Source organism: Bradyrhizobium sp. USDA 3262, assembly GCF_054060035.1.
In genome coordinates this window covers 7,662,333-7,686,607 of the sequence record NZ_JBSSCT010000001.1, presented here as the reverse complement: position 1 = coordinate 7,686,607, position 24,275 = coordinate 7,662,333, and the positions used below count along the sequence as shown (strand labels likewise).

20 protein-coding genes are annotated in these 24,275 nt (G+C 64.2%); 17 read left to right on the top strand and 3 right to left on the bottom strand.

The genetic code is table 11. The features are described from left to right. Positions 1 to 26 precede the first annotated feature (26 nt). The 17 genes from ACVWYP_RS36295 (at position 27) to ACVWYP_RS36215 (ending at position 21,717) form a co-directional block, all read left to right on the top strand. A complete protein-coding gene (locus ACVWYP_RS36295) occupies positions 27 to 1,553 on the top strand; it encodes an arylsulfatase (protein ID WP_304500363.1) in 1,527 nt (508 codons plus the stop codon). A 90-nt stretch (positions 1,554 to 1,643) separates the two neighbouring features. Further along, on the top strand, positions 1,644 to 2,654 hold the full coding sequence (locus tag ACVWYP_RS36290; RefSeq protein WP_304496688.1) for an AAA family ATPase: 1,011 nt from the start codon (positions 1,644 to 1,646) through the stop codon (positions 2,652 to 2,654). Between the two features lie 7 nt (positions 2,655 to 2,661). Then, the gene (locus ACVWYP_RS36285) at positions 2,662 to 3,648 is read left to right on the top strand and encodes a DUF58 domain-containing protein (RefSeq protein ID WP_304496687.1); all 987 of its coding nucleotides are present in this window, start codon (positions 2,662 to 2,664) and stop codon (positions 3,646 to 3,648) included. Further along, the gene (locus ACVWYP_RS36280) at positions 3,641 to 4,132 is read left to right on the top strand and encodes a DUF4381 domain-containing protein (protein ID WP_304496686.1); all 492 of its coding nucleotides are present in this window, start codon (positions 3,641 to 3,643) and stop codon (positions 4,130 to 4,132) included. Before ACVWYP_RS36285 ends, ACVWYP_RS36280 begins: the two co-directional genes overlap by 8 nt. Next, positions 4,125 to 5,123, top strand: coding sequence for a VWA domain-containing protein (locus tag ACVWYP_RS36275; RefSeq protein ID WP_304496685.1), 999 nt, complete (start codon positions 4,125 to 4,127; stop codon positions 5,121 to 5,123). The genes ACVWYP_RS36280 and ACVWYP_RS36275 overlap by 8 nt, the downstream gene beginning before the upstream one ends. Beyond that, a complete protein-coding gene (locus tag ACVWYP_RS36270; protein ID WP_304496684.1) occupies positions 5,116 to 6,636 on the top strand; it encodes a VWA domain-containing protein in 1,521 nt (506 codons plus the stop codon). Before ACVWYP_RS36275 ends, ACVWYP_RS36270 begins: the two co-directional genes overlap by 8 nt. Next, positions 6,633 to 8,024, top strand: coding sequence for a BatD family protein (locus ACVWYP_RS36265; protein ID WP_304496683.1), 1,392 nt, complete (start codon positions 6,633 to 6,635; stop codon positions 8,022 to 8,024). Before ACVWYP_RS36270 ends, ACVWYP_RS36265 begins: the two co-directional genes overlap by 4 nt. 85 nt (positions 8,025 to 8,109) lie before the next feature. After that, the gene (locus tag ACVWYP_RS36260; RefSeq protein WP_304496682.1) at positions 8,110 to 9,780 is read left to right on the top strand and encodes an arylsulfatase; all 1,671 of its coding nucleotides are present in this window, start codon (positions 8,110 to 8,112) and stop codon (positions 9,778 to 9,780) included. 38 nt (positions 9,781 to 9,818) lie between these two features. Continuing rightward, on the top strand, positions 9,819 to 10,820 hold the full coding sequence (locus ACVWYP_RS36255) for an HAD family hydrolase (RefSeq protein ID WP_304496681.1): 1,002 nt from the start codon (positions 9,819 to 9,821) through the stop codon (positions 10,818 to 10,820). A gap of 63 nt (positions 10,821 to 10,883) precedes the next feature. Beyond that, positions 10,884 to 12,284 carry a DUF1254 domain-containing protein gene (locus ACVWYP_RS36250; RefSeq protein WP_304496680.1) on the top strand — a complete coding sequence of 467 codons (1,401 nt, stop codon included), beginning with the start codon at positions 10,884 to 10,886 and terminating at the stop codon, positions 12,282 to 12,284. A gap of 57 nt (positions 12,285 to 12,341) precedes the next feature. After that, complete coding sequence (locus ACVWYP_RS36245) at positions 12,342 to 12,581, top strand: DUF3302 domain-containing protein (RefSeq protein ID WP_304496679.1); 240 nt, start codon at positions 12,342 to 12,344, stop codon at positions 12,579 to 12,581. After that, positions 12,581 to 13,522, top strand: a complete 942-nt coding sequence (locus ACVWYP_RS36240) for an HlyD family secretion protein (protein WP_304496678.1) — start codon at positions 12,581 to 12,583, stop codon at positions 13,520 to 13,522. Before ACVWYP_RS36245 ends, ACVWYP_RS36240 begins: the two co-directional genes overlap by 1 nt. Before the next feature lie 16 nt (positions 13,523 to 13,538). Beyond that, positions 13,539 to 14,966, top strand: a complete 1,428-nt coding sequence (locus tag ACVWYP_RS36235; protein ID WP_304496677.1) for a DUF1254 domain-containing protein — start codon at positions 13,539 to 13,541, stop codon at positions 14,964 to 14,966. Positions 14,967 to 14,995: 29 nt separating this feature from the next. Continuing rightward, positions 14,996 to 16,021, top strand: coding sequence for a DUF1254 domain-containing protein (locus ACVWYP_RS36230; RefSeq protein ID WP_304496676.1), 1,026 nt, complete (start codon positions 14,996 to 14,998; stop codon positions 16,019 to 16,021). Between the two features lie 69 nt (positions 16,022 to 16,090). Next, entirely contained in the window at positions 16,091 to 18,520 is a 2,430-nt protein-coding gene (locus ACVWYP_RS36225; protein WP_369525538.1) for a DUF1214 domain-containing protein, read from the top strand. A 47-nt stretch (positions 18,521 to 18,567) separates the two neighbouring features. Next, complete coding sequence (locus tag ACVWYP_RS36220; protein ID WP_304496675.1) at positions 18,568 to 19,593, top strand: SphA family protein; 1,026 nt, start codon at positions 18,568 to 18,570, stop codon at positions 19,591 to 19,593. 21 nt (positions 19,594 to 19,614) lie between these two features. Beyond that, complete coding sequence (locus ACVWYP_RS36215; RefSeq protein WP_304496674.1) at positions 19,615 to 21,717, top strand: adenylate/guanylate cyclase domain-containing protein; 2,103 nt, start codon at positions 19,615 to 19,617, stop codon at positions 21,715 to 21,717. A gap of 139 nt (positions 21,718 to 21,856) precedes the next feature. Here ACVWYP_RS36215 and ACVWYP_RS36210 read toward each other — a convergent pair whose 3' ends face one another. The 3 genes from ACVWYP_RS36210 to ACVWYP_RS36200 all read right to left on the bottom strand — a co-directional run bounded on the left by ACVWYP_RS36210 (position 21,857) and on the right by ACVWYP_RS36200 (position 24,238). Further along, positions 21,857 to 22,138 (bottom strand): hypothetical protein, encoded by a 282-nt coding sequence (locus ACVWYP_RS36210; RefSeq protein ID WP_028341211.1) that lies wholly within the window; start codon positions 22,136 to 22,138, stop codon positions 21,857 to 21,859. A gap of 196 nt (positions 22,139 to 22,334) precedes the next feature. After that, the gene (locus tag ACVWYP_RS36205; protein ID WP_304496673.1) at positions 22,335 to 22,847 is read right to left on the bottom strand and encodes a MarR family winged helix-turn-helix transcriptional regulator; all 513 of its coding nucleotides are present in this window, start codon (positions 22,845 to 22,847) and stop codon (positions 22,335 to 22,337) included. Positions 22,848 to 22,924: 77 nt separating this feature from the next. Beyond that, entirely contained in the window at positions 22,925 to 24,238 is a 1,314-nt protein-coding gene (locus ACVWYP_RS36200; RefSeq protein ID WP_304496672.1) for an MFS transporter, read from the bottom strand. Positions 24,239 to 24,275 lie beyond the last annotated feature (37 nt).

Here is a 24,275-nt window from a genome sequence, read left to right as displayed (position 1 = left end):
CGCTGATCGCGACAAGCCTGTCGCCAATGGGCAGGTCGCCCGCGCTCGCGCAGCAGCCGGGCACGGCGAAGCCGAACATCCTCGTCATCTTCGGCGACGACATCGGCCAGTCCAACATCAGCGCCTATACGCGCGGCGTGGTGGGCTACAAGACGCCGAACATCGATCGCATCGCCAATGAAGGGATGACGTTCACGGACTATTACGCCGAGAACAGCTGCACGGCCGGCCGATCCACCTTCATCACCGGGCAGGCTTGCCTGCGCACCGGCCTCTGCAAGGTCGGTATCCCCGGCGCGACCGTCGGCCTGCAGGATCGCGACGTCACGATCGCGCAGGCGCTGAAGCCGCTCGGCTACGCGACCGGTCAGTTCGGCAAGAACCATCTCGGCGACCGCGACGAATATCTGCCGACCAAGCACGGCTTCGACGAGTTCTTCGGCAATCTCTATCACCTCAATGCCGAGGAGGAGCCGGAGCGGCCGTATTATCCGAAGAACGACACAGCGTTCACGAAGAGCAACACACCGCGCGGCGTGTTGAAGGCGTCTGCCGACGGAAAGATCGAAGATACGGGCCCGCTGAACCGGAAGCGGATGGAGACCGTCGACGACGAGACCACGGCTGCAGCGATCGATTTCATGCAACGTCAGGCGAAAGCGAACAGGCCGTTCTTCACCTGGATGAACACCACGCGCATGCATGCGTTCACCCATGTCCGCCAGTCCATGCAAGGGCAGAGCGGCATGCCGGGCAACGAATATGCCGACGGCATGATCGAGCATGACGGCGACGTCGGAAAGCTCCTGAAGGCACTGGACGACCTCGGGATCGCCAACAACACCATCGTCGTCTACACGACCGACAACGGTCCCAACCAGTGGTCCTGGCCGGACGCCGCGACAACTCCCTTCCGCAGTGAGAAGGACACCAACTGGGAAGGTGCATTTCGTGTGCCGGCGATGGTCCGCTGGCCCGGCCACATCAAGGCCGGTGAAGTTTCCAATGAAATGATGTCGGGGCTCGACTGGTTCCCGACGCTGCTGGCCGCCGCAGGCGACACCGACGTCAAGGACAAGCTGCTCAAGGGCGCTGATCTCGGCGGCAAGTCGTTCAAGGTGCATCTCGACGGCTACAACCAGTTGCCGTATCTGACCGGCCAACAGCCGAAGTCCGCACGCAACGACTTCTACTACTTCAACGACGACGGCCAGGTCGTGGCATATCGCTACAACGACTGGAAGATCGTGTTCTGCGAGCAGCGTGAGCCGGGCGGATTCATCGTCTGGGCGAATCCGTTCACCTGCCTGCGCGCGCCGAAAGTGTTCAACCTGCGCATGGATCCCTTCGAACGCGCCGATGTGGTCTCCGACCAGTACTACGACTGGTTGGCCAAGAACGCCTATCTCATTCAATACGGCGTATGGCGGGTCGCTCCGTTCCTGCAGACCTTCAAGGAATTCCCGCCGAGCCAGCGGTCGGCGAGCTTCAGCATCGACCAGATGGTCGATGCCCTGATGAAGACGCTGGACAAGCAACCGGGTGCAAAATAGCGCAAGCAATGCGCGGATCCGGCCGCCGCTCGCCGGCGGCCGGACCCTTTTTCAGGTTCAGTCCACATGTCGGATCTTCGATCGAGTCAGTTGAAAGCCGCGACGGAGCAGGGCGGTCAAGAGAAATCCGCGGCCCGCGAGGCCGTGCTCGATCTCAAGGCGCGCATCGGCAGATCGGTGCTTGGGCAGGATCATCTGGTCGAGAGCATGCTGATCGGCTTGCTGGCCAACGGCAACCTTCTGATCGAAAGCCTGCCGGGGCTTGCCAAGACACGCGCGGTGAAGACGCTGGCGAAGAATCTTGCCGCGGACCTGTCGCGCGTGCAGTTCACGCCGGACCTGCTGCCGTCGGACGTGACCGGCGCGGAAATCTACCTGCAGACCGAGAAGGGCGGCCAGTTCCAGTTCCAGAAGGGGCCGATCTTCGCCAACCTCGTGCTGGCGGACGAGATCAACCGCGCTCCGGCCAAGGTGCAGTCGGCGCTGCTGGAAGCGATGGAGGAACGTCAGGTCACCGTTGCCGGCAAGACCTACAAGATGCCTGACCTGTTCATGGTGCTCGCGACCGAGAATCCGATCGAGCAGGAGGGCACCTATCCGCTTCCGGAGGCGCAGCTCGACCGTTTCCTGATGCATGTCGTGATCACCTATCCCGACGAGGCGACGGAAGGCGAGATCATCAAGCTCAATCGCGCCGAGAATGCGCGCAAGCCGGCAGCCGGAGCTGCCGAGCCGCCGGCGGTGCCGCAGCAGGCGATCCTCGATGCGCGCGGCGAACTCGATGGCATTTTCGTCTCCGACCTCGCACAGAAATATATCGTCGACCTGATCTATGCGACGCGGTTTCCCGGCCGCTACGGCGAGCCCTTGAGTAAATGGATCCAGATCGGCGCCAGCCCGCGCGGCAGCCTTGCCATCGACCGCTGTGCGCGGGCGCGCGCATGGCTCGACGGGCAGGACTTCGTCACGCCCGACCACATACGGGCCGTCATCCACGACTGCCTGCGGCACCGGCTGATCCTGAGCTACGAGGCCGTATCGCAGGGCATCAGCCCCGACCAGGTGATCGACAAGATCACCGAGCTTGTCGCTGCAGCGTGAGGCCGTGATGACGGAGACATCAGCCAGAACGCCCGGTGTCTACGTCAGTCTCGACGACCTGATCGCGCTCGAATTCAGGGATCGCAGGGTTTCGTTCCTGCCGCGCCAGCCGGTGCATAGCTTGCTATCCGGGCGGTTCGCCTCGCGCATGCGCGGCCGCGGGCTGAACTTCGAGGAGATCAGGGACTACCGCCCGGGCGACGATGTCCGCGAGATCGACTGGAAGGTCACGGCGCGGCTGCAGAAGCCGCATGTGCGCGTCTTCAACGAGGAGCGCGACCGCCAGGCCCTGCTCGTGGTCGATCAGCGGCTGTCGATGTTCTTTGGCAGCCGGCGCGCCATGAAGTCGGTCACCGCGGCCGAGACCGCCGCGATCGGCGCCTGGCGTGTGCTCGGCGTCGGCGACCGGATCGGCGCGATCGTGTTCAATGACAGCGATGTCGTCGAGCTGGCGGCGCGGCGCAGTCGGGCGACGGTGTTGCAGATATTGTCCACCATCGTCGCGCAGAACCAGGCGCTCGGCGTCGGCCGCGGCATCGTTCCGGCGTCAGGCATGCTCAACCGGGCGCTCGAACATGCCGAGCGGCGGACGATGCACGACGCCACGGTGATCATCATCAGCGATTTCGATGGCGCGGATACCGCGACGCGCCGGATGATCGGGGCGATCGCCCGGCATAACAACGTGGTCGCGGTGCTGGTCCACGATCCCTTGCAAAGCGATTTGCCTGCCTCGAGCCGGATGACCGTCACCGATGGCGAGCTGCAGATTCAGCTCGAAGTCGGCCGCGAGAGTGTCCGCAAGAGTATCGCGCAGGCGTCGCAGGAGCGGCTGCGCGGCGTATTCGCGTGGACGCGCGAGCTTGGCATTCCGGTGCTGCCGCTGAGCACGGCCGAGGAAACGGCGCCGCAACTCCGGCGTCTCCTGGGCGGGCTGCCGGCCCGGCACGGACGCGGTGGCGGTCACACCAGAGCGGAGGCGGCTCTTGGCTGACACCCAACCCGTCATTGTGGATCCCGTCGCGGGCCTGATCGATATCCCGCTGCCACCGTCGGTGAGCCTGCTTCCGGCGACATGGGCGTCGCGGATCGTGATCGTGCTGGTTGCCGCGGGGCTCGCCGTTGCGGCGTGGCGCCTGCTGCGGCGTTTCCGCGCCAACCGCTATCGGCGCGCGGCGCTCGCGGAGCTTGACCGGCTGCTGCAGACACAAGGCGGCGTCCCGGAGGGAATGGCCGCGAGTCTCGCGCTGCTGGTGCGGCAGACTGCGCTCGATGCCTTTCCGCGCGAAACCATCGCGCCACTTGCCGGCGCGGGCTGGCTTGCGTTCCTCGACCGCAGCTATGGCGGTGACGAATTCTCGCAAGGCGCCGGACGGCTGCTCGCGACCGCGCCCTACGGGCGGACGACGGCGGATGCCGGCGATCTAACGGCGCTGCAGGATCTGGTGCGGCGCTGGATCAGGGGGCACCATGCTTGAGTTCGCATGGCCCTGGATGCTCGCGCTCCTGCCGCTGCCGATCCTGGCGTGGTGGCTGTTGCCGCCGTATCGCGCGCGGCAGGCCTCCGTGATGGTGCCGTTCTTCGACCGCCTTGCGGCGGCAACCGGACAGACCCCGCAGCGCGGCGCCGTCGTGCTGCAGCGGCGGCGCATCCAGATGGTGACGGCGGCATTGATCTGGGCGCTGGTCGTCGCGGCGCTGGCGCGGCCGCAATGGGTCGGCGATCCCGTCACCCGCGAGGTTTCGGCGCGCGATCTCATGCTCGCGATCGACATCTCCGGCTCGATGGAGCAGCGCGATTTCCGAAGCAGCGATGGCGCGATGCTGACGCGGCTCGACGGCGTCAAGCGCGTGGTCGCGGATTTCATCGCGCACCGGCACGGCGACCGCGTCGCGCTGGTGCTGTTCGGCACAAGGCCCTATGTGCAAGTGCCGTTCACGCAGGATCTGCAGACCGCGACCGCGCTGCTGGCGCAGACCGAGGTCGGCATGGCCGGACAGCAGACCGCGATCGGCGACACCATCGGGCTTGCGATCAAGACCTTCGAGGCAAGCAAGGCGCGCGAGAAGCTTCTGGTCCTGCTCACCGATGGCAACGATACGGCGAGCCGCGTCCCCCCGGAGCACGCCGCGGACATCGCACACCAGAACGGTGTCGTGATCGACACGATCGGCGTCGGTGATCCGGCCGCGACTGGCGAGAACCGCGTCGATCTCGGCGTCCTGCGGTCGGTCGCCGCCACGACGGGCGGCCATTTTTATCGGGCCGAGGATGGTGCGCAGCTGCAGGCGATCTACGCGGACATCGACCGTCTCGCGCCGGCCAAGCTCGATACGCTGTCATGGCGGCCGAAGCAGCCGCTGTTCCAGTGGCCGCTTGGCGCCGCCGTGGTGCTGTCGCTGCTGCTGTGGCTCGGCCTTTCGCTGGAAAGCGGCCTGGGACGAAGGAGAGCGCTCGGCCATGCATGACGCGGCCGCCATCCCGTTCCATCTGCTGCGGCCGCTGTGGCTGCTCGCGCTGATTCCTGTCGCTGCCGTATTCGCGTGGGTGCGGTGGCGGCAGAGCCCGCAAGCGCAATGGGGCGGGGTGATCGCGCCGCATCTGCTCAACCATCTCATCGTGCAACCGGGCGCGGGACGCGGCGTCAGCCCGCTCTATCTGGTCGCCGCCGCGATGTCGCTCGGCATCGTCGCGTTGTCGGGCCCGACCTGGCGGCGCGAGCTGCCGCCCTTCGTCGAGGACAAGGCGCCGCTGATGATCGCGCTGTCGCTCGATGCAACGATGGGGCAGAGCGACGTCGCACCGACGCGGCTCGAACGCGCCAAGCAGAAGATCCGGGATCTGCTTGCTGCGCGCGCCGGCGCGCGCACGGGGCTGATCGCCTATGCGGGCACCGCGCATCTGGTGATGCCGCTGACCGACGATCGCGCCGTCATCGAACCCTTCCTCGCCGCGCTTGCCCCCGGCCTGATGCCGTCGCCCGGGAAGAACGCGGTCGCGGCGGCGGCGCTCGCCGCGGAGGCGCTCGCGACCGAAACGGTGCCCGGCACGATCCTGCTCGTCGCCGACGATCCCGGTGAGGAGGAAGCCGCGGCTCGTCAGTCTGCCGGACGGAACGGCCTGGTCAAGCTGAGCGTCACGCCGAACAAGGGCGAAAGGTTCGCGCTCGGTTCGGACGTCGTCCAGGTCAGCATCGACGGCGCCGACATCGCGGCGCTCGAGCGCCGGATCGAAACCCGCTATCAGGCCGCGCAGGGCGACGCGTTCGGTACGCAGTGGCGCGATGAGGGCTATTGGCTGCTGCCGCCGATTGCACTGCTCAGCCTGCTCTGGTTCCGGCGCGGCACGACGGTGGCCTGGGTTGTCGTCTTCGCCTGTCTGTCGCACGTGTCGTCCGCGAGGGCGGAGGAGCCGCGCCGTTTTGCCGACCTGTGGCTGACGCCGGATCAGCAAGGACGCATCGCCTTCGATCGCGGCGACTATGCGACCGCGGCCAAGCGCTTCTCCGATCCGATGTGGCGCGGCATCGCCGCCTATCGGGCGTTCGACTTCCTGACGGCCGCGCAGGAATTCGCGCATGTCGATACGCTCGAGGGACGCTTCGCGCTGGGCAATGCCCAGGCGCAGAACCACGCCTATGAGAAGGCGATCGCCGCCTATGACGAGGTCCTGAAGGTCGCGCCCGGCCATGCCGCCGCGACGACCAACCGTGCCATCGTGGTGGCGGCGCTGAAGGCGAAGGAAGAGAAGCGCAAGAAGCAGGAGCAGGACGACAGCGCGCCGCCGGACGAGAAGGCCGACGAGATGCGGGTCGACCCGACCCAGAAGGGCGGCAAGCGGATCCAGGTGAAGCCGACGGATCTCACCACGGCCGGTGCCGCCGAAGCCTGGATGCGTCAGGTTCAGATCACGCCGGCCGACTTCCTCAAGCTGAAATTCGCGATCCAGGATGCGACGCGGCCGGCGGGGGCGAAGCCATGAGGCGCCCGCTCGCCGCCGCAGCCCTGATGCTCGGGCTGCTCGTACCCTGCGCGGCGCTCGCCCAGCAAAACGCGCCGGAGCCGATCCTGCGGCTGACGATCGATCCGCCGCGCGTCGTGGTGGGGCAGGCGGCCACGCTGCGGATCGACGTGCTGGCGCCGAACTACATGACGGCGCCGCCCGAGCTACCCGACTTCCAGGTCCGCAACGCCGTGACCCGTCAGTTGCGGAGCATCAACGAAAACGAGCAGCGGGACCGCCTCACCTATGCCGGCGTCCGGTTCGAATTTGCCATCCATCCGCAGGAGCCGGGCAGCTACGCGATCGCCGGCCAGGCGATCACCATCAAATACGCCGCCGAGCCGCCGGCGACGCGCGAGGCCACGCTCGCGCTGCCGCCGATCGCATTCGAGGCCTTCATCCCGGACGCGGCCTCCGCCCTGCAGCCGTTCCTGGCCGCGCGCAATCTGTCGATCGAGCAGACCGTCAACCGCTCGTCGGATCAGCTCAAGACCGGGGATGCCGTGACGCGGACCGTCACCATCAAGGCCGAGGGCATTCCAGCGATGCTGCTGCCGCCGGTGAAATTCGCCGCGTTCGAGGGACTCAAGCTCTATCCTGCGCAGCCGTCGCTCCAGGACAAGACCGACGGGCGCACCGATGTGCTGTCCTCGGCGCGTGTCGACAGCGGCGTCTACATGCTCGAGAAGGCCGGCGACTATGTGCTGCCGCCGATCGACCTGCGCTGGTGGAACATCGACGCGCAAAGCATCGATGTGGCGCATCTCGACCCAGTGACGCTGCACGCGGAGGCAAACCCCGCAGCCGGCGGCGCGTCCTCGGTCGGCACGGCCGGCGCACGCCTATGGGGCGCGCTGCGCGATGTCGTCGCCGATCGCTGGAAGTCGGCTGCAGCCGTGCTGCTGGCGCTTGCCGCGCTCGGCTGGCTGATGCCGCGGATGGTGCGGGCGATCGCGGCGCGTCTTCGCCGGCATCGCGAGGCCTATCTGCGCTCGGAAGCGTTCGCCTTCAGCGAGCTGCGCCGCGCCGCGCGCTATGGCGACGCCAAGGCGGTTTACTTCGCGTTGCTCGACTGGCTGCAGCGGTTCGAGCCGGTCGCGCCGCAGCACACGGTCGAGGCTTTCAGGGCCGTCGCCCATGATGCCGCGCTCGATGACGAGATCGGCGCGGTCGAGCGCGAGCTGTTCGCGCCGTCGCCCGGCGCGGCGCACTGGTCACCGCGCCGGCTGCTGCGCCAGGTCGGCGGCGCCCGACGCAGCTTGCGTCGGCGCGCGAGACGCCGCGAAGACACGCGCTCACTTCAGAACCTGAATCCGGTCGGGCTTTCCTCCACCACGTCCTTTGGTCGACCAAAGCCCGCCAGATGAACGAAGCACATTGAGACCGATCGAGCAGAACGCATGATTCGTAGTCACCAGAGCGAGCAACCCTTGAGTAACTAAGGAGTGTCGAATGAAGAGTGAGACGAAGAAACATGACGCCGGCGCCAATTCCGATTGCGGTGCCTCGACCATTGATCGCCGGGCCGTGCTGCTCGGCACGTCATCGCTTGCTGCCACTGCGGCTCTGACGTCGCAGGCTCTCGCGCAAGCCCAGAAGGCTGCGCCCGCCGCGGCGCCGGCCGGTGGCCGCAAGCCGAACATCCTCGTCATCTTCGGCGACGACATCGGCATTCCGCAGATCAGCGCCTACACCATGGGCATGATGGGATATCGCACGCCCAACATCGACCGGATCGCGCGTGAAGGCGCCATCTTCACCGACGCCTACGGTCAGCAAAGCTGCACCGCCGGCCGCGCCTCCTTCATCCTCGGCCAGGAGCCGTTCCGCACAGGCCTGCTCACGATCGGCATGCCCGGCGATCCCCACGGCATCCAGGACTGGATGCCCACCATCGCCGATGCCATGAAGACCCAAGGTTATGCCACCGGCCAGTTCGGCAAGAACCATCTCGGCGACCGCGACGAGCATCTGCCGACCAAGCACGGCTTCGACGAGTTCTTCGGCAATCTCTATCATCTCAACGCCGAGGAGGAGCCGGAAGGCTATTTCTATCCGAAGGATCCGAATTTCCGGAAGCAGTTCGGCCCGCGCGGCGTGATCAAATCGTCCGCTGATGGAAAGATCGAGGACACGGGTCCGCTGAATACCGCGCGGATGCCCACGGTAGACGAAGAGTTTCTCGGCGCTGCCAAGGATTTCATCGGCCGCCAGGCCAAGGCGGACAAGCCGTTCTTCGTCTGGTTCAACTCCACGCGCATGCACATTTTCACGCATCTGAAGCAGGCGTCGCTCGGCAAGACCGGCAAGGGTATCCATGCGGACGGCATGGTTGAACACGACGGAATGGTCGGCGAATTGCTCAAGCAACTCGACGATCTCGGCATCGCCGACAACACGATCGTCCTCTACACCACGGACAATGGTGCGGAGCTCGCGCTGTGGCCCGACGGCGCGATGACCCCGTTCCACGGCGAGAAGGGCACGACCTGGGAGGGCGGCTTCCGCATCCCGATGATGGTGCGATGGCCGGGCGTCGTGAAGCCGGGGACGCAATACAACGAGATCATCTCGTTGATCGACTGGTTTCCGACGCTATGCGCCGCGGCGGGGATGAATGACGTCAAGGAGAAGATGAAGACCGGATTTGCCGGCGCAGGCGGCAAGACCTTCAAGGTTCATCTCGACGGCTACAACTTCATGCCGTTCTTCAAGGGAGAGGCAAAGGAGCCGCCGCGCGATGCGATCTACTATTTCGACCAGGGCGGCAACCTCAACGCGCTCCGGTGGAACGACTGGAAGCTGAGCTTTGCCATCGCATCGAAGGGCAACATTGCGACCGCCACCCGCGAAGTGCCCTCATGGGCGCTGATCGCCAATCTGCGCATGGACCCCTACGAGCGCGGCATGGAGGAAGGCGGCGGAGCGATCCAGTTCCTCGCCCAGAACATGTGGCTGATCGTGCCGGTGCAGGGGAAGATCAAGGAATTCTTCTCTGATTTCGACCAGTTCCCCTATCAGGAAGGCAGCTCGCTGAACGCAAGCGGCATCAATTACGGACTGCTTCGGCAGCAGGCGGCCTTGAAGCGGCTCAACGAGCTCGAACGCATGAAGCCGCAGTGATGCAGGAAGAGCAACGGACAGAAAGAGGGAAAATTGCGATGATGGTTCGGCTTGCCGCTGTGCTGCTCGGGTGTCTTGTGGCCATCTCCGTTGCGGTGGCGCAGCCGGCGGATCCCTTGCCATCCTGGAAAGACGGCGCGGCGAAATCGGCGATGGTCGATTTCGTCGCGCGCGTCACGACGCAAGGCGGGCGGGACTTCGTGCCGCCCGCTGAGCGGATCGCGACGTTCGACAATGACGGCACGCTGTGGACCGAGCAGCCGTTCTATTTCCAGCTCGCCTTCGCGTTCGACCGCGCCAAGGCGATGGCGCCGCAGCACCCGGACTGGAAGACGCGGCAGCCCTTCAAGGCCCTTCTGGAGAAGGACACCAAGGCGCTTGCCGCCGCCGGAGAGAAGGGCCTGCTGCAGATCATGGCGGTCACGCATACCGGCATGACCACGGATGCGTTTGCGCGATCCGTCCGCGACTGGCTCGCGACCGCCAGGCATCCGCGCTTCAACCGGCCGTATGACAGCCTGGTCTACCAGCCGATGCTGGAGCTGCTGGCCTATCTCAGGGCCAACGGCTTCAAGACCTTTGTCGTCTCCGGCGGCGGCGTCGAGTTCATGCGGCCGTGGATGGAGAGAGTGTACGGCATCCCGCCGGAGCAGGTGGTCGGCTCGTCCGGCGTGGTCAAATTCCAGATCGGCCCTGACGGCAAGCCGGTCCTGATGAAGCAAGCCAAGGTCGAGTTCATCGATGATGGCCCGGGCAAGCCGGTCGGCATCAACCGCTTCATCGGCCGCCGCCCGATCTTCGCGTTCGGCAACTCGGACGGCGACCTGCAGATGCTGCAATGGACCGCGGCGGGGCCGGGCGCGCGCTTCGCCGGCATCGTGCACCACACGGATGAGGTTCGGGAATATGCCTACGACCGTCAATCGAAGGTCGGCAAGCTCGACAAGGCGCTGGACGCAGCCACGGCGGGCGGCTGGACCGTGGTCGACATGAAGCAGGACTGGAAGGTGGTGTTTCCAAATAACAACCGTTCGCAGTGACGACGTGGCATCGACAGGCGCAGTAACATCGCGAATGCCATCGGAGCGAGAAAGGAAGCTAGGGTGATTAAAGCAGTCTTCAAACTGGTCCCGTTTGCGCTCATGGCGCTGGTGGGCTCGGCGTCAGCGCAGAACGTCTCCGAACAGGAGGCCTACGCGATCGCCAAGGATGCTTACGTCTATGCATACCCGCTGACGCTGACGCACGCGACGGTCCAGAGGCTGAGCAATTTCGCGCAGCCCGTCGAAGGTGATGCCTATGGGCCGCCGAACCAATTCCACCATGTGCGGGCCTTTGCCAACCCCGAAGCAAAGCTTGTCATCCGCACCAATGTGGACACACTGTACTCGGCTGGCGTTCTCGACCTGAAGGCCGAGCCGATGGTGCTCTCGGTACCGTCGGCCGACCGTTATTTCATGCTGCCGATGCTGAGCCTGTGGAGCGATGTCTTCGCTGTGCCCGGCACGCGCACGACGGGCAGGAATACGGCGCGCGATTTCCTGGTGGTAAGCCCGCAGTGGCGCGGCGATGCCCCGGCGGGCCTGGAGGTGATCAAAAGCCCCACGCGCTATGTATGGATCATCGGCCGTACCCAGACCAATGGAATCGCCGACTATGCGAACGTTCATAAGGTTCAGGACGGCATGAAGCTCACGCCGCTCTCGGCCTGGGGCAGGGCGGATTATGTCCCCGCCAAGGGCACCGTCGATCCCAACATCGACATGAAGGCGGCGCCGCCGGTGGCGGTCGACAGGATGGATGCGGCGACCTATTTCGGCAGCTTCGCCGATTTGCTCAAGGAGAATCCGCCCAACCAGGTCGACTATCCGATGATCCACCGCCTCGAACGCGTGGGCTTCAAGGTCGGCCAAAGCTTCGACCTTGCGAAAGCGCCGGCAAATATCCAGCAGGCATTCAATCGCGGCCATGCCGACGGCAAGGCCCTGGTGCTGGCCGAGGGCAGGAAGGCGGGCGGCATCGGTGGCAAGGGCTGGATCTACACCACCCGCAGCGGCGCCTATGGCGTGGACTATCTCTACCGCGCCGCGATCGCCCAGTGCTGTCTCGGCGAGAACCTGCCGCAGGACGCGGTCTATCCCGCGCTGTCAACCGATAGCGATGGCCGGGCGCTGGATGGCGCCAACAAGTACGTCCTGCACTTCGACAAGGGCAAGCTGCCGCCAGTGGACGCGTTCTGGTCGGTGACGGCCTATGACATCGAGGGTTACTTCATCCCGAACCCGATCAAGCGTCAGGCCATCGGCGATCGCGACAAGCTCATCACCAACGCCGACGGCTCCGTCGATCTCTACCTCCAGGCCGACTCGCCCGGAAAAGACAAGGAAGCCAACTGGCTCCCGGTCGGCAAGGCGCCGTTCACGCTGCTGATGCGCCTGTACTCGCCGCGCGAGGAATTCCTTCAAGGAAAGTGGACACCACCCGACGTGGCCAAGTCGAATTGAGGGGCAAGTGTGGACGACGGCCTGTCTGGTCGGTCGGATGTCATGTGAGGCGGTGCCATGAGCGGCTACGACATCTTTGCCTGGATCGTGCTGATCATTCTGGTCGGAAGCGCGATCGGTGTGTTTTGCATCGCGGGCTGGCTGCCCGGGCATATCGCGAAGTCGCGCAACCATCCCTACGCGCAGGCGGTGACGGTGGCCGGCTGGGTCACGCTGCTGTTCGGCTTCGCGCTGTGGCCGATCGCGCTGATCTGGGCCTATGTCGACGTGCCCCAACGCAAGAGTGGAGCGGTGTGATGGGCGTCGCGATCATCAACACCTATCTGGTGCTGCTGTTCCTGCTGGTGCATTTCAAGGTCGTGCGCTTCAATTTGTTCTGGAAGTTGTCGCCGTTCATCGTGCTGGTCCTGGTGATGTTCGGTCTCCTGGTCCCGATGAACTGGGGCGCACCGCAGGGCTCGGCGCTGGTTGTGCGCAACGCGGTGTCGATCGTGCCTGACGTCGCGGGCGAAGTGACCGAGGTGCCGGTCACCGCCAACGCGCCGCTGAAGGCCGGTGACGTTCTCTTCAAGATCGATCCGACGCCCTACGACGCCCAGGTCAAGGCGATCACGGCGCAGCTCAAGCTGTCGAAGACCCGGCTGGCGCAGATGACGACGCTGTACGAGCGCGATGCGGGGCGTGGGTTCGATGTCGAACAGCGCCAGTCCGAGGTCGACCAGCTCAGCGGCCAGCTCGAGGCCGCGCAGTGGAATCTCGACAAGACGGTGGTGAAGGCGCCGGCCGACGGCTACGTCACCAATGTTGCGCTGCGCAAGGGCGCGCGGGTAGCCAATCTGCCGCTGTCGCCGGTGATGGCGTTCATCGATACCTCGAACACGATCATCGGTGTCGAGATCAACCAGATCGATGCCCGCTACGTCGCGCCGGGACAGGAGGTCGAGGTCACCTTCAAGTTCGCGCCCGGGCAGATCTATTCAGGCAAGGTCGAAAGCGTGCTGCAGGCGATCGCGACCGGCCAGACCCAGACCTCGGGCACCGCCGTGGCGCCGAAAGCGATCGAGGCGGCACCTTTCGTCGTGCGTGTGAAGCTCGACGATGCTACCTTCGCTAATCGGTTGCCCGCAGGCAGCGCCGGGACGGCGGCAATCTATACGGAGCATCTGAAGCCGACGCATGTCGTCCGTCGCGTGCTGCTGCGGCAAGTAGCGATCATCAATTATGTCAATCCGTTTTAGGAGGAGGGAGTTCATCATGAGACGTTCGCTCACGGCATGTGTTGCGCTCGTGCTCTCGATCGTGGCCGCGCAGGCCCAAACGCCCGACGATATCGCTGCACGCAACATTCAGCGCCGCGCAGTTGAAGCGGTGATCTGGGCAATGCCTGCAGTGAACTACGATCTCATGCTGCAGGAGATGCTAAGCAAGACTGCCGGTAAGGTCGGACAAGCCATCTATTGGGGGCGTCCGCTGGATTGGCACAATCAGACACTGACGCCCAATCCCGATGCCCTCTATTTTATGGTGTTCTTCAACACCAAGGATGGCCCGGTCGTGCTCGACCTGCCATCGGGCGACGCCAACGGCTCGTTCAACGGCAACATCGTCACCGTCTGGCAAATGCCGCTGGAAGACGCTGGTCTCCTGGGGGCTGACAAGGGCAAAGGTGGCAAATACCTGATCCTGCCACCGGCATACGCGGGCAAGGCGCCCGACGGTTACATCGCGCTGCAATCTGACACGTTCGGTGGTTACATGTTGCTGCGCTCGAACCTTCGGAGCCATGGCGCCGACGACGTTGCCAGGTCGATCGCCTACGGCAAGCAGCTGAAGATCTATCCGTTGGCGCAGGCGGACAACCCTCCGCCGACCGTGTTCACCGACGTCAAGGACATCGGTTACGACTCGACGATCCGCTATGACGCGAGCTTCTTCGAGCATCTCGATCGGATCGTGCAGAACGAGCCGTGGCTGCAACGCGACCGGGCGATGATCGATCCGCTCAAGACGATCGGTATCGAAAAGGGCAAGCCATTCAGTCCAAGCGACGCTACCAAGGCCCTGCTGACGTCGGCCGCGCGCGAGGCTGGTGATCTGCTCGAGGCGAAATACGACGCCGGACTTCCGCCGTTCTTCTCCGAGACCAGCCGTTGGACATTCCCGGCTCCGGCCGACATGGTCAAGGCGGCTCAGGAAGCCTACGCCGATCCCGACGTGTATCCGATCGATAACCGCGGTATGGCCTACAGCTATGCCTATATAGGGATCAAGCGCCTGGGGGCCGGTCAGTTCTACCTGATCTCAATCAGGGACAAAGATGGGCGGGCGTTCGAGGGAGACGGGACCTACCGTCTGACAGTTCCGCCCAATGCGCCGGTCGAGCAATACTGGTCCATCACCGCGTACGATCGGCAGACGCATGCGCTGATCAAGAATATGTCACGCGCCAGCCGCTCGTCCCAGATCGCCGACATGCAGAAGAACGCCGACGGTTCGGTCGACGTCTATTTCGCCCCGGCCGCGCCGGCGGGCAAGGAGGCCAACTGGGTGCCGACCGATCCGGCACGCAAGTTCGAGCTGATGTTCCGTGCCTATGCGCCAACGAAAGCGCTGTTCGATCACAGCTGGAAACTGCCTGACGTCGAGCGTCTCGCTGCCACGGTTGGCGGGTCAACGCGATGACGCGTCACAATCAACTGCGGAGCATTACTATGAAAGTCGGCTTCTTGCTTGCGATGGTTGCCGGTTCCTGCCTCGCGGTTTCGTCTGCATTCGCACAAGCGCCGGTGCCGGTCACCGTCGACAATTTCGCCCGCGCCGAATCCGATCTCTATTTCGGCAACGCCGTCAAGGATACGAGTGGGACCGGCAAGCTGTTCCATCACCGCGAGCCGATGTCGATCGACAAGCAGGCGGTGATCCGGGCGAATCGCGACACGCTGTACTCCTCTGGTGTCTTCGACCTCGATGCCGGCCCGGTGAGCATCACGCTGCCGGATGCAGGCAAACGCTTCCGCTCGCTGATGGCGATCAACGAGGACCACTATGTGGTCGGCAATATCGAATATCGCCCGGGCACCTTCACCTACGACAGGGCGAAGGCCGGAACGCGTTACATGCTGATCGGTTTGCGCACACTGGTCGATCCCAACGATCCAAAGGACGTCGCTCAGGTCCATGCGCTGCAAGACGCGATCAAGGTCAGCCAGAAGGCACAAGGCAAGTTCGAGGCGCCGAACTGGGACCAGGCCAGCCAGAAGAGCATCCGTGACGCGCTTCTGGTGTTGAACGATCATACCGGCGGCTTCGCCCACGCGTTCGGAGCCAAGGGGCAGGTCGACCCGGTGAAGCACTTGATCGGCACCGCCGCCGGCTGGGGCGGCAATCCCGACAAGGACGCGTCCTATCTCAGCATCACGCCGGCCCGGAACGACGGCACCACGGTCTACAAGCTGACCGTCAGGGACGTGCCGGTCGACGCATTCTGGTCGATCAGCGTGTACGACGCGAAGGGATATTTCGAGAAGAATCCCTACGATGCATATACGCTGAACAACATCACGGCGAAGAAATCCGCCGATGGCTCGATCGCAATCCAGTTCGGGGGCTGCGACGGCAAGATCCCGAACTGCCTGCCGGTCATGAAGGGCTGGAATTACACGGTCCGGCTCTATCGGCCGCGCCCGGAGATCCTGAATGGCAAGTGGAAATTCCCGGAGGCTCAGGCGGTGAACTGAGTAAGATGAGACATCTTGTCGAGGCTTTGACGATCGCATCGGCGATCAGTGCACTTTGAAGGGGCAAAGATGATTGCGCCGCGGACCATGATCATGCTCTCGATCGCACTGCTTTCCGGGACGATCGCAACCACGCCCGTGAGAGCGGCGGAGCCTGCTGCATCCGCTGCGGGGCTCGCGGGCGACGTCATGCAACGGCGCGCGTTTGAAGCCGTCGTCTGGGGCATGCCCGCTGTCAATACCGACCTGATGCTGCAGCAGGCGAAGACCAGGGTCGGCCTGAAGGACAACCAAATCGTCTACTGGTCGCGGCTGCCGAGCTGGAAGAACCAGACGCTGACGCCGAATCCCGACGCGGTCTATCTGATCGCGTTCTTCAACACCGCCCAGGCCGGTCCAATGGTGCTGGAGGTTCCGCCGGCCGGGGAGGAGTCGATCACCGGCAACATCGACACGGTCTGGCAGGTCGCGCTGGAAGATGCGGGACCATCCGGTGCCGACAAGGGGAAGGGCGGCAAGTATCTGATCCTGCCGCCCGGCTATTCGCAGACGCCTCCCGACGGCTACATACCCCTGCGATCCGATACGTCCTCCGGCTACGCGCTGCTGCGGTCCACGCCGAAAAGCGGCAGCGACGCCGATGTCGCCAAGGCGGTCGCTTACGGTCGCCAAATCAAGCTCTACCCGCTCTCGCGCGCCGACAGCCCTCCGGAGACGAAGTTCGTGGATGCGGTCGAGGTCGTGTTCGATTCGACGATCCCATATGATATCCGTTTCTTCGAGGCCCTCGATCGCATCGTCCAGTCCGAGCCCTGGCTTGAGCGCGACAGGGCCATGATCGATCAGCTGCGTTCGATCGGCATCGAAAAGGGCAAGCCGTTCAATCCGGATGCCGGGACGCGCAACCGCCTCGAGGCCGGGGCGCGCGATGCTCATGCCTGGCTCGAGTACAAATACACCACGGCCTTCGCGCCCTACAATGAAGGCCACCGCTGGGGCGTTCCGGCGGCGCCCGATGTCATCGAAGGCCAGTCGGATTCCTACGCCAAGCACGACAGCTACCCGGTCGATGCGCGCGGGCTGACCTATTCCTACGGCTTCGTCGGCATCAAGCGGTTGGGCGCCGGACAATTCTATCTGATGACGATCGCCGACAAGACAGGCAATGCCCTCGTCGGCGCGAGCCAGTATCGTCTGACGGTGCCGGCAAACGCACCGGTCGCGCAATATTGGTCCGCGACCGCCTACGACCGTGCGACGCATGCCTTCATCCGGGATATGCCGCGTTTCAGCCGATCGTCGCAGAATCCCGAACTGCAGAAGAATGCGGATGGCTCGGTCGATGTCTATTTCGGCCCCGCAGCTCCCGCGGGTAAGGAAACGAACTGGATACCGACGCGCGCCGGCGGAGAGTTCGAGGTCCTGTTCCGCCTCTATGGCCCGCAGAAGCCGCTGTTCGACAAGAGCTGGGTGCTGCCGGACATCGAACGCGTCGCGGCAGGGGCGGGGCCTGCGTCGCCGACCGCGGGGACGGCAGCCGCCACGACCGATACGGTCCCGGTGACCGCGGACAATTTTGTCCGCGCCGAAACCGATCTCTACTTCGGCGGGGTGGTGAAGAAGGATGGCTTCGGCAAGTTCGAGCACAACCGCGAAGCCTTGCCGATCGACAAGCAGACGGTGATCCGGACCAACAGGGACACGCTCTATTCCGGCGCGGTGTTCGATCTCGATGCAGGGCCGGTGACGATCACGCTGCCGGACGCCGGCAAGCGCTTCATGTCGATGCAGGTCATCGACGAGGACCAGTACACGCCCGAGGTCATCTACCGGCCCGGCCGGTACACGTTCAGCAGGGACAAGATCGGCACCCGCTACGTGGTGATGGCGGTGCGCATCCTGGTCGATCCGAACAATCCGAAGGACGTCGAGCAGGTCCACGCGCTGCAGGATGCGATCAGGGTCAATCAGAAGAGTTCCGGCAAATTCGAGGTGCCGAACTTCGATCCGGTCAGCCAGAAGAAGGTGCGCGAGGCGCTGCTTGCGCTGGCGTCGACGCTGCCCGACACCAAGGGGATGTTCGGCGCACGGGGCAAGGTGGATCCGGTGCGGCGACTGATCGGGGCGGCGTCGGCGTGGGGTGGTAATCCCGAAAAGGATGCTCTCTATCTGAACGTCACGCCCGCGAAGAACGACGGCGCGGCGATCTATCGGCTCGACGTCAAGGATGTGCCGGTCGACGGCTTCTGGTCGATCAGCCTCTACAACAAGGAAGGCTACTTCCAGGCCAATCCCTATGGCGCTTACTCGCTCAACAGTATCACCGCGAAGCGGAATGCCGACGGCGCAGTGACGGTGCAGTTCGGAGGCTGCGACGGGAAGATTGCCAATTGCCTGCCAATCATGGCGGGCTGGAATTACATGGTGCGGCTCTACCGGCCGCGCGCGGAAGTGCTGAACGGGAAGTGGAAATTCCCGGAGGCGCAGGCGGTGAATTGAACGCCCGCGAATCCGCTATGATGTCTTGAACGAAGTGGGGAGCTCGGATGAAGACAGTCAAGAATCACAAGCGCGCCGTTCTCGGCATCGTTGGCGCAATCGCGCTGTCGACGATGCCGCGCACAGCATTGGCCGACGCCGGTGGATTGAGCTTCTGGCTGCCCGGCGCGTTCGCCAGCCTGACCGCAGCACCGGCGGTGCCCGGCTGGGCGTATGAGACGATCTACATTCATCTCGACACAAGCGCCAACGCGGGAAAGAATTTTGTCATCGGCAACCGCGTGCCGGGGTCCGTCGTCGCCGGTCTCAACGCGCATGCGGACGTTCTCATCGAAGGGTTCACCTATACCTGGGCTCAGTCGGTCCTCGGGGGCCAGGCGGCCGTAACCTTCCTTACCGCGCCGGGAAATATCGGCGTCGGCGTAGACGCCACGCTGACGGGGCCGCGGGGCAATACGGTCTCGGGCGTCGCAACCGACAACCGCAACACGGTCTCCGATGTCTTCTACCAGGGTACCCTGAAATGGAATCAGGGTGTCAACAACGAGATGTTCTACATCTTCGGCAACATCCCGAGCGGGACCTATGACAGCAGTCGCCTCGCCAATCTCAGCTTCGGATTCACCGCGATCGACGTCGGCGGTGCCTATACCTATCTCAATCCTGAATCCGGCCAGGAGTTCTCGGTGCTGGCGGGCGTCACCTACAATGGAATGAACAAGGATCTGCAGTACCAGAACGGCATCGACTTCCACGTCGACTGGGGACTCTCGAAGTTCGTCGCCAAGAATGTGCATGTCGGTGTCGCCGGCTACTATTTCCAGCAGCTCACCGGAGACAGCGGTGCCGGCGCCAAGCTCGGCGATTTCAAGGGACGCGTTGCCGGCATCGGCCCGCAGGTCGGATTCATCTTTCCGGTGGCCGACGGCTATCAGGGCTATCTGAACGTCCGAGGCTACAAGGATTTCGCCGCCGAGAACCGGCCGGAGGGATGGACGGCGTGGGTGACGTTCCAGCTCTCGCCGGCCGCGCCGGCTGCGACACCGACGAAGCCGATCGTGCGCAAATATTAGCGGAGGCGAACGACGAGTTCGATGAGTGATGCGCGCGAGACCAGCCGGGGGCCGGTTCGTATCGGCTTCCGCACCTCGATCATCACGGTGGTCATCGCCGCGGTGCTGGTGGTCGGACTGACGCTGGTCTATCTCAGCTTTAGGCGGGTCTCGTCGATTACGCAGATGGCGGCGAGCACCTTCATCGACAAGGTGGGGCAGATCGGCGCCGATCGCATCGACGCGCAGTTCAAGAATGTGCGCGACAGCCTCGAGATCCTGGCAGGCCTGCCGGCCATCCAGGAGGCCGACGTCGCCGATAATGTCAGGCTCTACGCCCTGCTGGCCTCGATGCTGCGCAACAATCCGCAGATCTTTAATCTCTATGTCGGCTATGAAGACGGCTCCTTCCTGGAGATGGACGTCATCGATCGCGCCAAGCCGCAATTCCGCACCGTGCTGAATGCTGCCCCCGACGCCGTCTACCGCGTCGTCGTCATTGCCCGCTCGGGGGCGGCCGCCGCGGCGCCGGCGACGCTGTTCCTGTCGGAAAACCTGACCCAGGTCGCGAAGGTGGCGGGGCCGCACAGCTACGACCCGCGGCAGCGTCCCTGGTATGTCGACGCCCTCAAGGATCGCAAGACGCTGCTCACCGGGCCCTATGTGTTCTACGCGACCGGGGAGCCCGGCTACACGCTGCGCACGCCGCTTAGGGAAGGCCGCCGCGGGGTGGTGGCCGCCGACCTGCTGCTCAATCGCCTCGAGGAGATGCTGAGCCGGCAAAAGCTCGGAAAATCCGGACTGGCCTTCCTGTTCAACGACGCCGACCGTATCGTCGGCCATCCCGAGATGCGCGAGCTGATGACGGAACGCAGCGACGCGTTGCCCCGGATCGATGCCATCAAGCTTCCCGGCCTGTCCGCGGCGATCCAGTCCTGGCGCAGCGACGGACTCGCCCAGCAATTCTTCACCGACGCCGACGGACGGACCCTTGTGGCGGCCTTCCACCGCATCGAGACGGCCGGTGCGGCCAACATCCACCTCGCGGTGGTCGCCCCGCTCGACGAGTTTTTTGCCAAGATCATCTCGGAGCGGCGCGCGCTGTTCGCCATCGCGCTCGGCTTTGTGATCGCGATGCTGCCGTTCGCGTTCTGGCTCGGCTCGCTGCTCGCCCGATCGCTGCGCGAGCTGGCGCGGCAGACCGACGAGATCCAGCACTTCCAGCTCGCCGACCGGCCGCGCATGCAATCGGCCATCGACGAGATCGACGAGCTGGGCCGCTCGGTGTTTACGATGCGGACCGTCGTGCGCAACTTCTCCAGCTTCATTCCGCAGCCGATCGTCCGTCAGCTGATGCAGTCCGGAGCCTCGCTGCAGCTCGGCGGTATCAGGCGCGAGGTCACGGTTCTCTTCACCGACGTCGCCGACTTCACCGCGAAGACCGAGAAAGCGGACCCGTCGCAGGTCATGATCTTCACCTCGCGTTATTTCGCCGCGATGTCGGAGGCGATCATGAAACACCATGGCACCATCGACAAGTTCATCGGCGATGCCGTGATGGCGCTGTGGAACGCGCCGGACGAGGATCCCGATCACGTCGTTCATGCCTGCGAGGCCGTATTGGACTGCATTCACCGCAACGCCGAGCTCAACCGCGCGTTCCGCAGCGAAGGCTGGCCGGCCTATGCCACGCGGTTCGGCCTGCATCTCGGCGATGCCGTGGTCGGCAATGTCGGCTCCGCCGCCCGCATGAGCTACACCGCGCTCGGCGCCACCATCAATCTGGCCTCGCGTCTCGAAGGCCTCAACAAGAACTACGGCACGCAGGTCCTGGTGAGCGCAGCCGTCAGGGCGCGTGCCGAACACAGATTTGCGTTCCGCAGCGTCGACCAGATCCGGCCGAAGGGCTTTGCCGACGCCATCACGGTCTACGAGCTGTGCGGCGAACGCGGCGATTCCGAGCTGACGTTCTGCGCGCGCTGGGAAGCCGTCTACAGTTCGATCCGGTACGCGGAGCCCGCAGCGGCGGCGCTGCGCATCGCCGATTTCCTGGTCGAGTACCCCTGGGATTGTGTCGCGCAATACCATGCCGAACGGCTGCGCAATGCCGTTCAGCAGCCGCTACTTGATCTGTCGGTACACTGACAAGCGGGCCGAGGCATATTTTGATCCGACCCTCGAGCTCTCGACGGCCAAGGGCCGCTTCGGTGATCGATCGGGATCGCGCGATCGCCGATGCGATCGCTTCAGCCGCCCGGCAAGTACGGGCGCGCAACGCCGGTGGCTAGGCGGCCATCAGTTGCTGAAGCGCAACAGCCTGCTCACGGGTCTGGAATGCGATGGCGGTGTGGGTAAAGCCCGACGAGGCCTGGGTCTGCGCGATGTGATTGAGGACCTCAGTGCCCTTGACCACGTGAAGTTCCATTCCCGGGCCGGCCGGGAAAATCCCCAGAACGACGTCGTAGGCCTCGACGATGGCCTTCAAGGCGCCACCCTTGTCTTCCGACGCGTCGATAAAGATACGAACATCCGCGGCGATACTACGAAGTTCGTCAAAGTCGATCACTGGAAGTCTCCCATACGCAACTCACTGATCGATCCTAGCTACAACTTGCTTACTGAAACATAAATTACGCGGGTTCCTCACCGGACAAGTATCGCTAGAGCGTTTTCGAGCGAAGTGGATGCCGGTTCGCGTGAAGAAAACGCGTCAAAACAAGAATCTAGAGCCCCGTTCCGATTCCATCGGAACGGGAAAAGCTCTAGCCGCCGGTCGGCAGTCTCCGTTTCGCAATGCGTTTGACCGGCGCATGGGCCGGCACGGCATTCGAGGTCGGGTCGGCCATGTGGGGAATGCGGTGCTCGATATGCGCCACGACGCGGAAGAAGCCGTCCAGCGCCTTGGCGTCGAGGCCGGCCGTGAGGTTGCTGTGCCGGCGCAGGATTTCATCCAGACTGCGGTCGAGCAGCGCGACGCCTTGCGATGTCAGCCGGATCTCGGTGCGGTTCCGGGCGCTGCCTCGCACCGGGGTCAGCTCGATCAGCCCCTTTTTCTTCAGCGAGGTCGTCTCGCGGCTGACGACGGCCTTGTCCAGTTGCGCATTGGTCCAGATGTCGTAGGCGCTTGCCGGCTCATGCTCCCTGAGAAAGGACAGCACCCGCCATTCCGCGAGCGAGACGCCGTAGGCCTGCGGGAAGAAGGCGTTGGCATTGGCGCGCAACTTCGCCACCAGGCTCGAGAGCACGGTCGGCACGTAACGTTCGAAATCGATCACCAGCTCCGAGCTCGCGTCCCCTTGCGGGGCGCGGCGCGGGGCAGGGGCTCTGGTGCGGTTTGTTGCAGTCCGGCTTTTCATTCTTTCACGAGTTGAGTGCGCGCGATCAGGACCAGGGCCGCCGCGACGAGGAGAACGCCTGTTACCACGAGGAACCCGGTGGTGAAACTGCCCGAGGCGTCCTTGGCGCGTCCGATCACGATCGGGATCGTGGCGCCCCCGATGCTGCCGATGGTGCTGACCAGGCCGATCGCGCCCGGCGCGCTCTGCCGCGACATGTAGGACTGCGGGATGGTCCAGAACACGGCCTGGGTGCCATAGACGCCGACATTGGCAACCATGAAGCCGATGATGATCCAGAGCGGCGATGTCGAGAACGCCGCGATGGCGAAGCCGGCCGCTGCGATCACGAAGGTCATCGCTGCATAATAGAAGCGCTCACCGACATGGTCGGAGTGCCGCGACAATGCGATCATGCCGATCAGGCCGGCGACGGGCGGGATCGCGGTCACGAAACCGACCTGTGAATTCGGCAGCCCGAACGACTTGATAATTTGCGGCAGCCAGGGAAACAGCGAAGCCAAGCCGCAGAACAGGCCGAAATTGCACAGGCCGAACAGCAGCACCATCGGCTTGGTGATAGTCCTGAGCACGCCTTCGGCATGCACCACCCCGGTTGCCTTGGCGTCGCGCTCCAGCGCGCCGATCAGCCAGTTGCGCTGCGCCGTCGACAGCCAGCTCGCCTGCTGCGGACGGTCGGTCAGATAGAAGATGCCGACGATCCCGAGAATGACGGGCGGCAGGCCTTCCAGGATGAACAGCCATTTCCAGCCCGAAATGCCGAACGTTCCGTTCAGCTCGAGGATCGCGCCGGAGATCAGCGAGGCGAAGATATAGGAGATCGGCACCGCATAGTTGAACATCGCGTTGTAGCGGGCGCGGTAGCTGAACGGGAACCAGAGGCTCAGCAGCAGCATCACTCCGGGAAACAGGCCGGACTCGGCAAATCCGAGGAAGCCGCGGAATGCATAGAGGCTGAGCGGGCCCTGCGTGAACGCCATCAGCATGGTGGCGATGCCCCACAGGATCGCGATCCGCGTCAGCGTGACGCGCGCGCCGTATTTGCTGAGGATGAGATTGCTCGGGATCTCGAAGATCGAATAGGTGAAGTACATGATGCCGACGGCGATGCCGAACATCTCGGCATTGAGCCCGAGCTCCTTGTTCATCTGCAGCGCGGCAAAGGAGATGTTGCCGCGGTCGAGAATGGCGAGGAAGTACATCGCCATCACGAACCACATCAGGCGCAGCGCGACCTTGCGGATCGTGGTGCGTTCGATCTGCGGATCGGCGGTCGTTGTTGCCGCCTTGTCCATCACGATTTCGGTCATCCCTGTTTCCCCCGATTTTTTTTGAGTTTTGAGCGGT

Bases quoted from the DNA above. Each gene is read 5' to 3' on its own strand.
- ACVWYP_RS36270 (WP_304496684.1), top strand. From the start codon at position 5,116: ATGCATGACGCGGCCGCCATCCCGTTCCATCTGCTGCGGCCGCTGTGG.
- ACVWYP_RS36245 (WP_304496679.1), top strand. From the start codon at position 12,342: ATGAGCGGCTACGACATCTTTGCCTGGATCGTGCTGATCATTCTGGTC.
- ACVWYP_RS36285 (WP_304496687.1), top strand. From the start codon at position 2,662: ATGACGGAGACATCAGCCAGAACGCCCGGTGTCTACGTCAGTCTCGAC.
- ACVWYP_RS36230 (WP_304496676.1), top strand. From the start codon at position 14,996: ATGAAAGTCGGCTTCTTGCTTGCGATGGTTGCCGGTTCCTGCCTCGCG.
- ACVWYP_RS36200 (WP_304496672.1), bottom strand. From the start codon at position 24,238: ATGACCGAAATCGTGATGGACAAGGCGGCAACAACGACCGCCGATCCG.
- ACVWYP_RS36240 (WP_304496678.1), top strand. From the start codon at position 12,581: ATGGGCGTCGCGATCATCAACACCTATCTGGTGCTGCTGTTCCTGCTG.
- ACVWYP_RS36295 (WP_304500363.1), top strand. From the start codon at position 27: ATGGGCAGGTCGCCCGCGCTCGCGCAGCAGCCGGGCACGGCGAAGCCG.
- ACVWYP_RS36215 (WP_304496674.1), top strand. From the start codon at position 19,615: ATGAGTGATGCGCGCGAGACCAGCCGGGGGCCGGTTCGTATCGGCTTC.
- ACVWYP_RS36225 (WP_369525538.1), top strand. From the start codon at position 16,091: ATGATTGCGCCGCGGACCATGATCATGCTCTCGATCGCACTGCTTTCC.
- ACVWYP_RS36260 (WP_304496682.1), top strand. From the start codon at position 8,110: ATGAAGAGTGAGACGAAGAAACATGACGCCGGCGCCAATTCCGATTGC.
- ACVWYP_RS36275 (WP_304496685.1), top strand. From the start codon at position 4,125: ATGCTTGAGTTCGCATGGCCCTGGATGCTCGCGCTCCTGCCGCTGCCG.
- ACVWYP_RS36255 (WP_304496681.1), top strand. From the start codon at position 9,819: ATGATGGTTCGGCTTGCCGCTGTGCTGCTCGGGTGTCTTGTGGCCATC.
- ACVWYP_RS36265 (WP_304496683.1), top strand. From the start codon at position 6,633: ATGAGGCGCCCGCTCGCCGCCGCAGCCCTGATGCTCGGGCTGCTCGTA.
- ACVWYP_RS36220 (WP_304496675.1), top strand. From the start codon at position 18,568: ATGAAGACAGTCAAGAATCACAAGCGCGCCGTTCTCGGCATCGTTGGC.
- ACVWYP_RS36235 (WP_304496677.1), top strand. From the start codon at position 13,539: ATGAGACGTTCGCTCACGGCATGTGTTGCGCTCGTGCTCTCGATCGTG.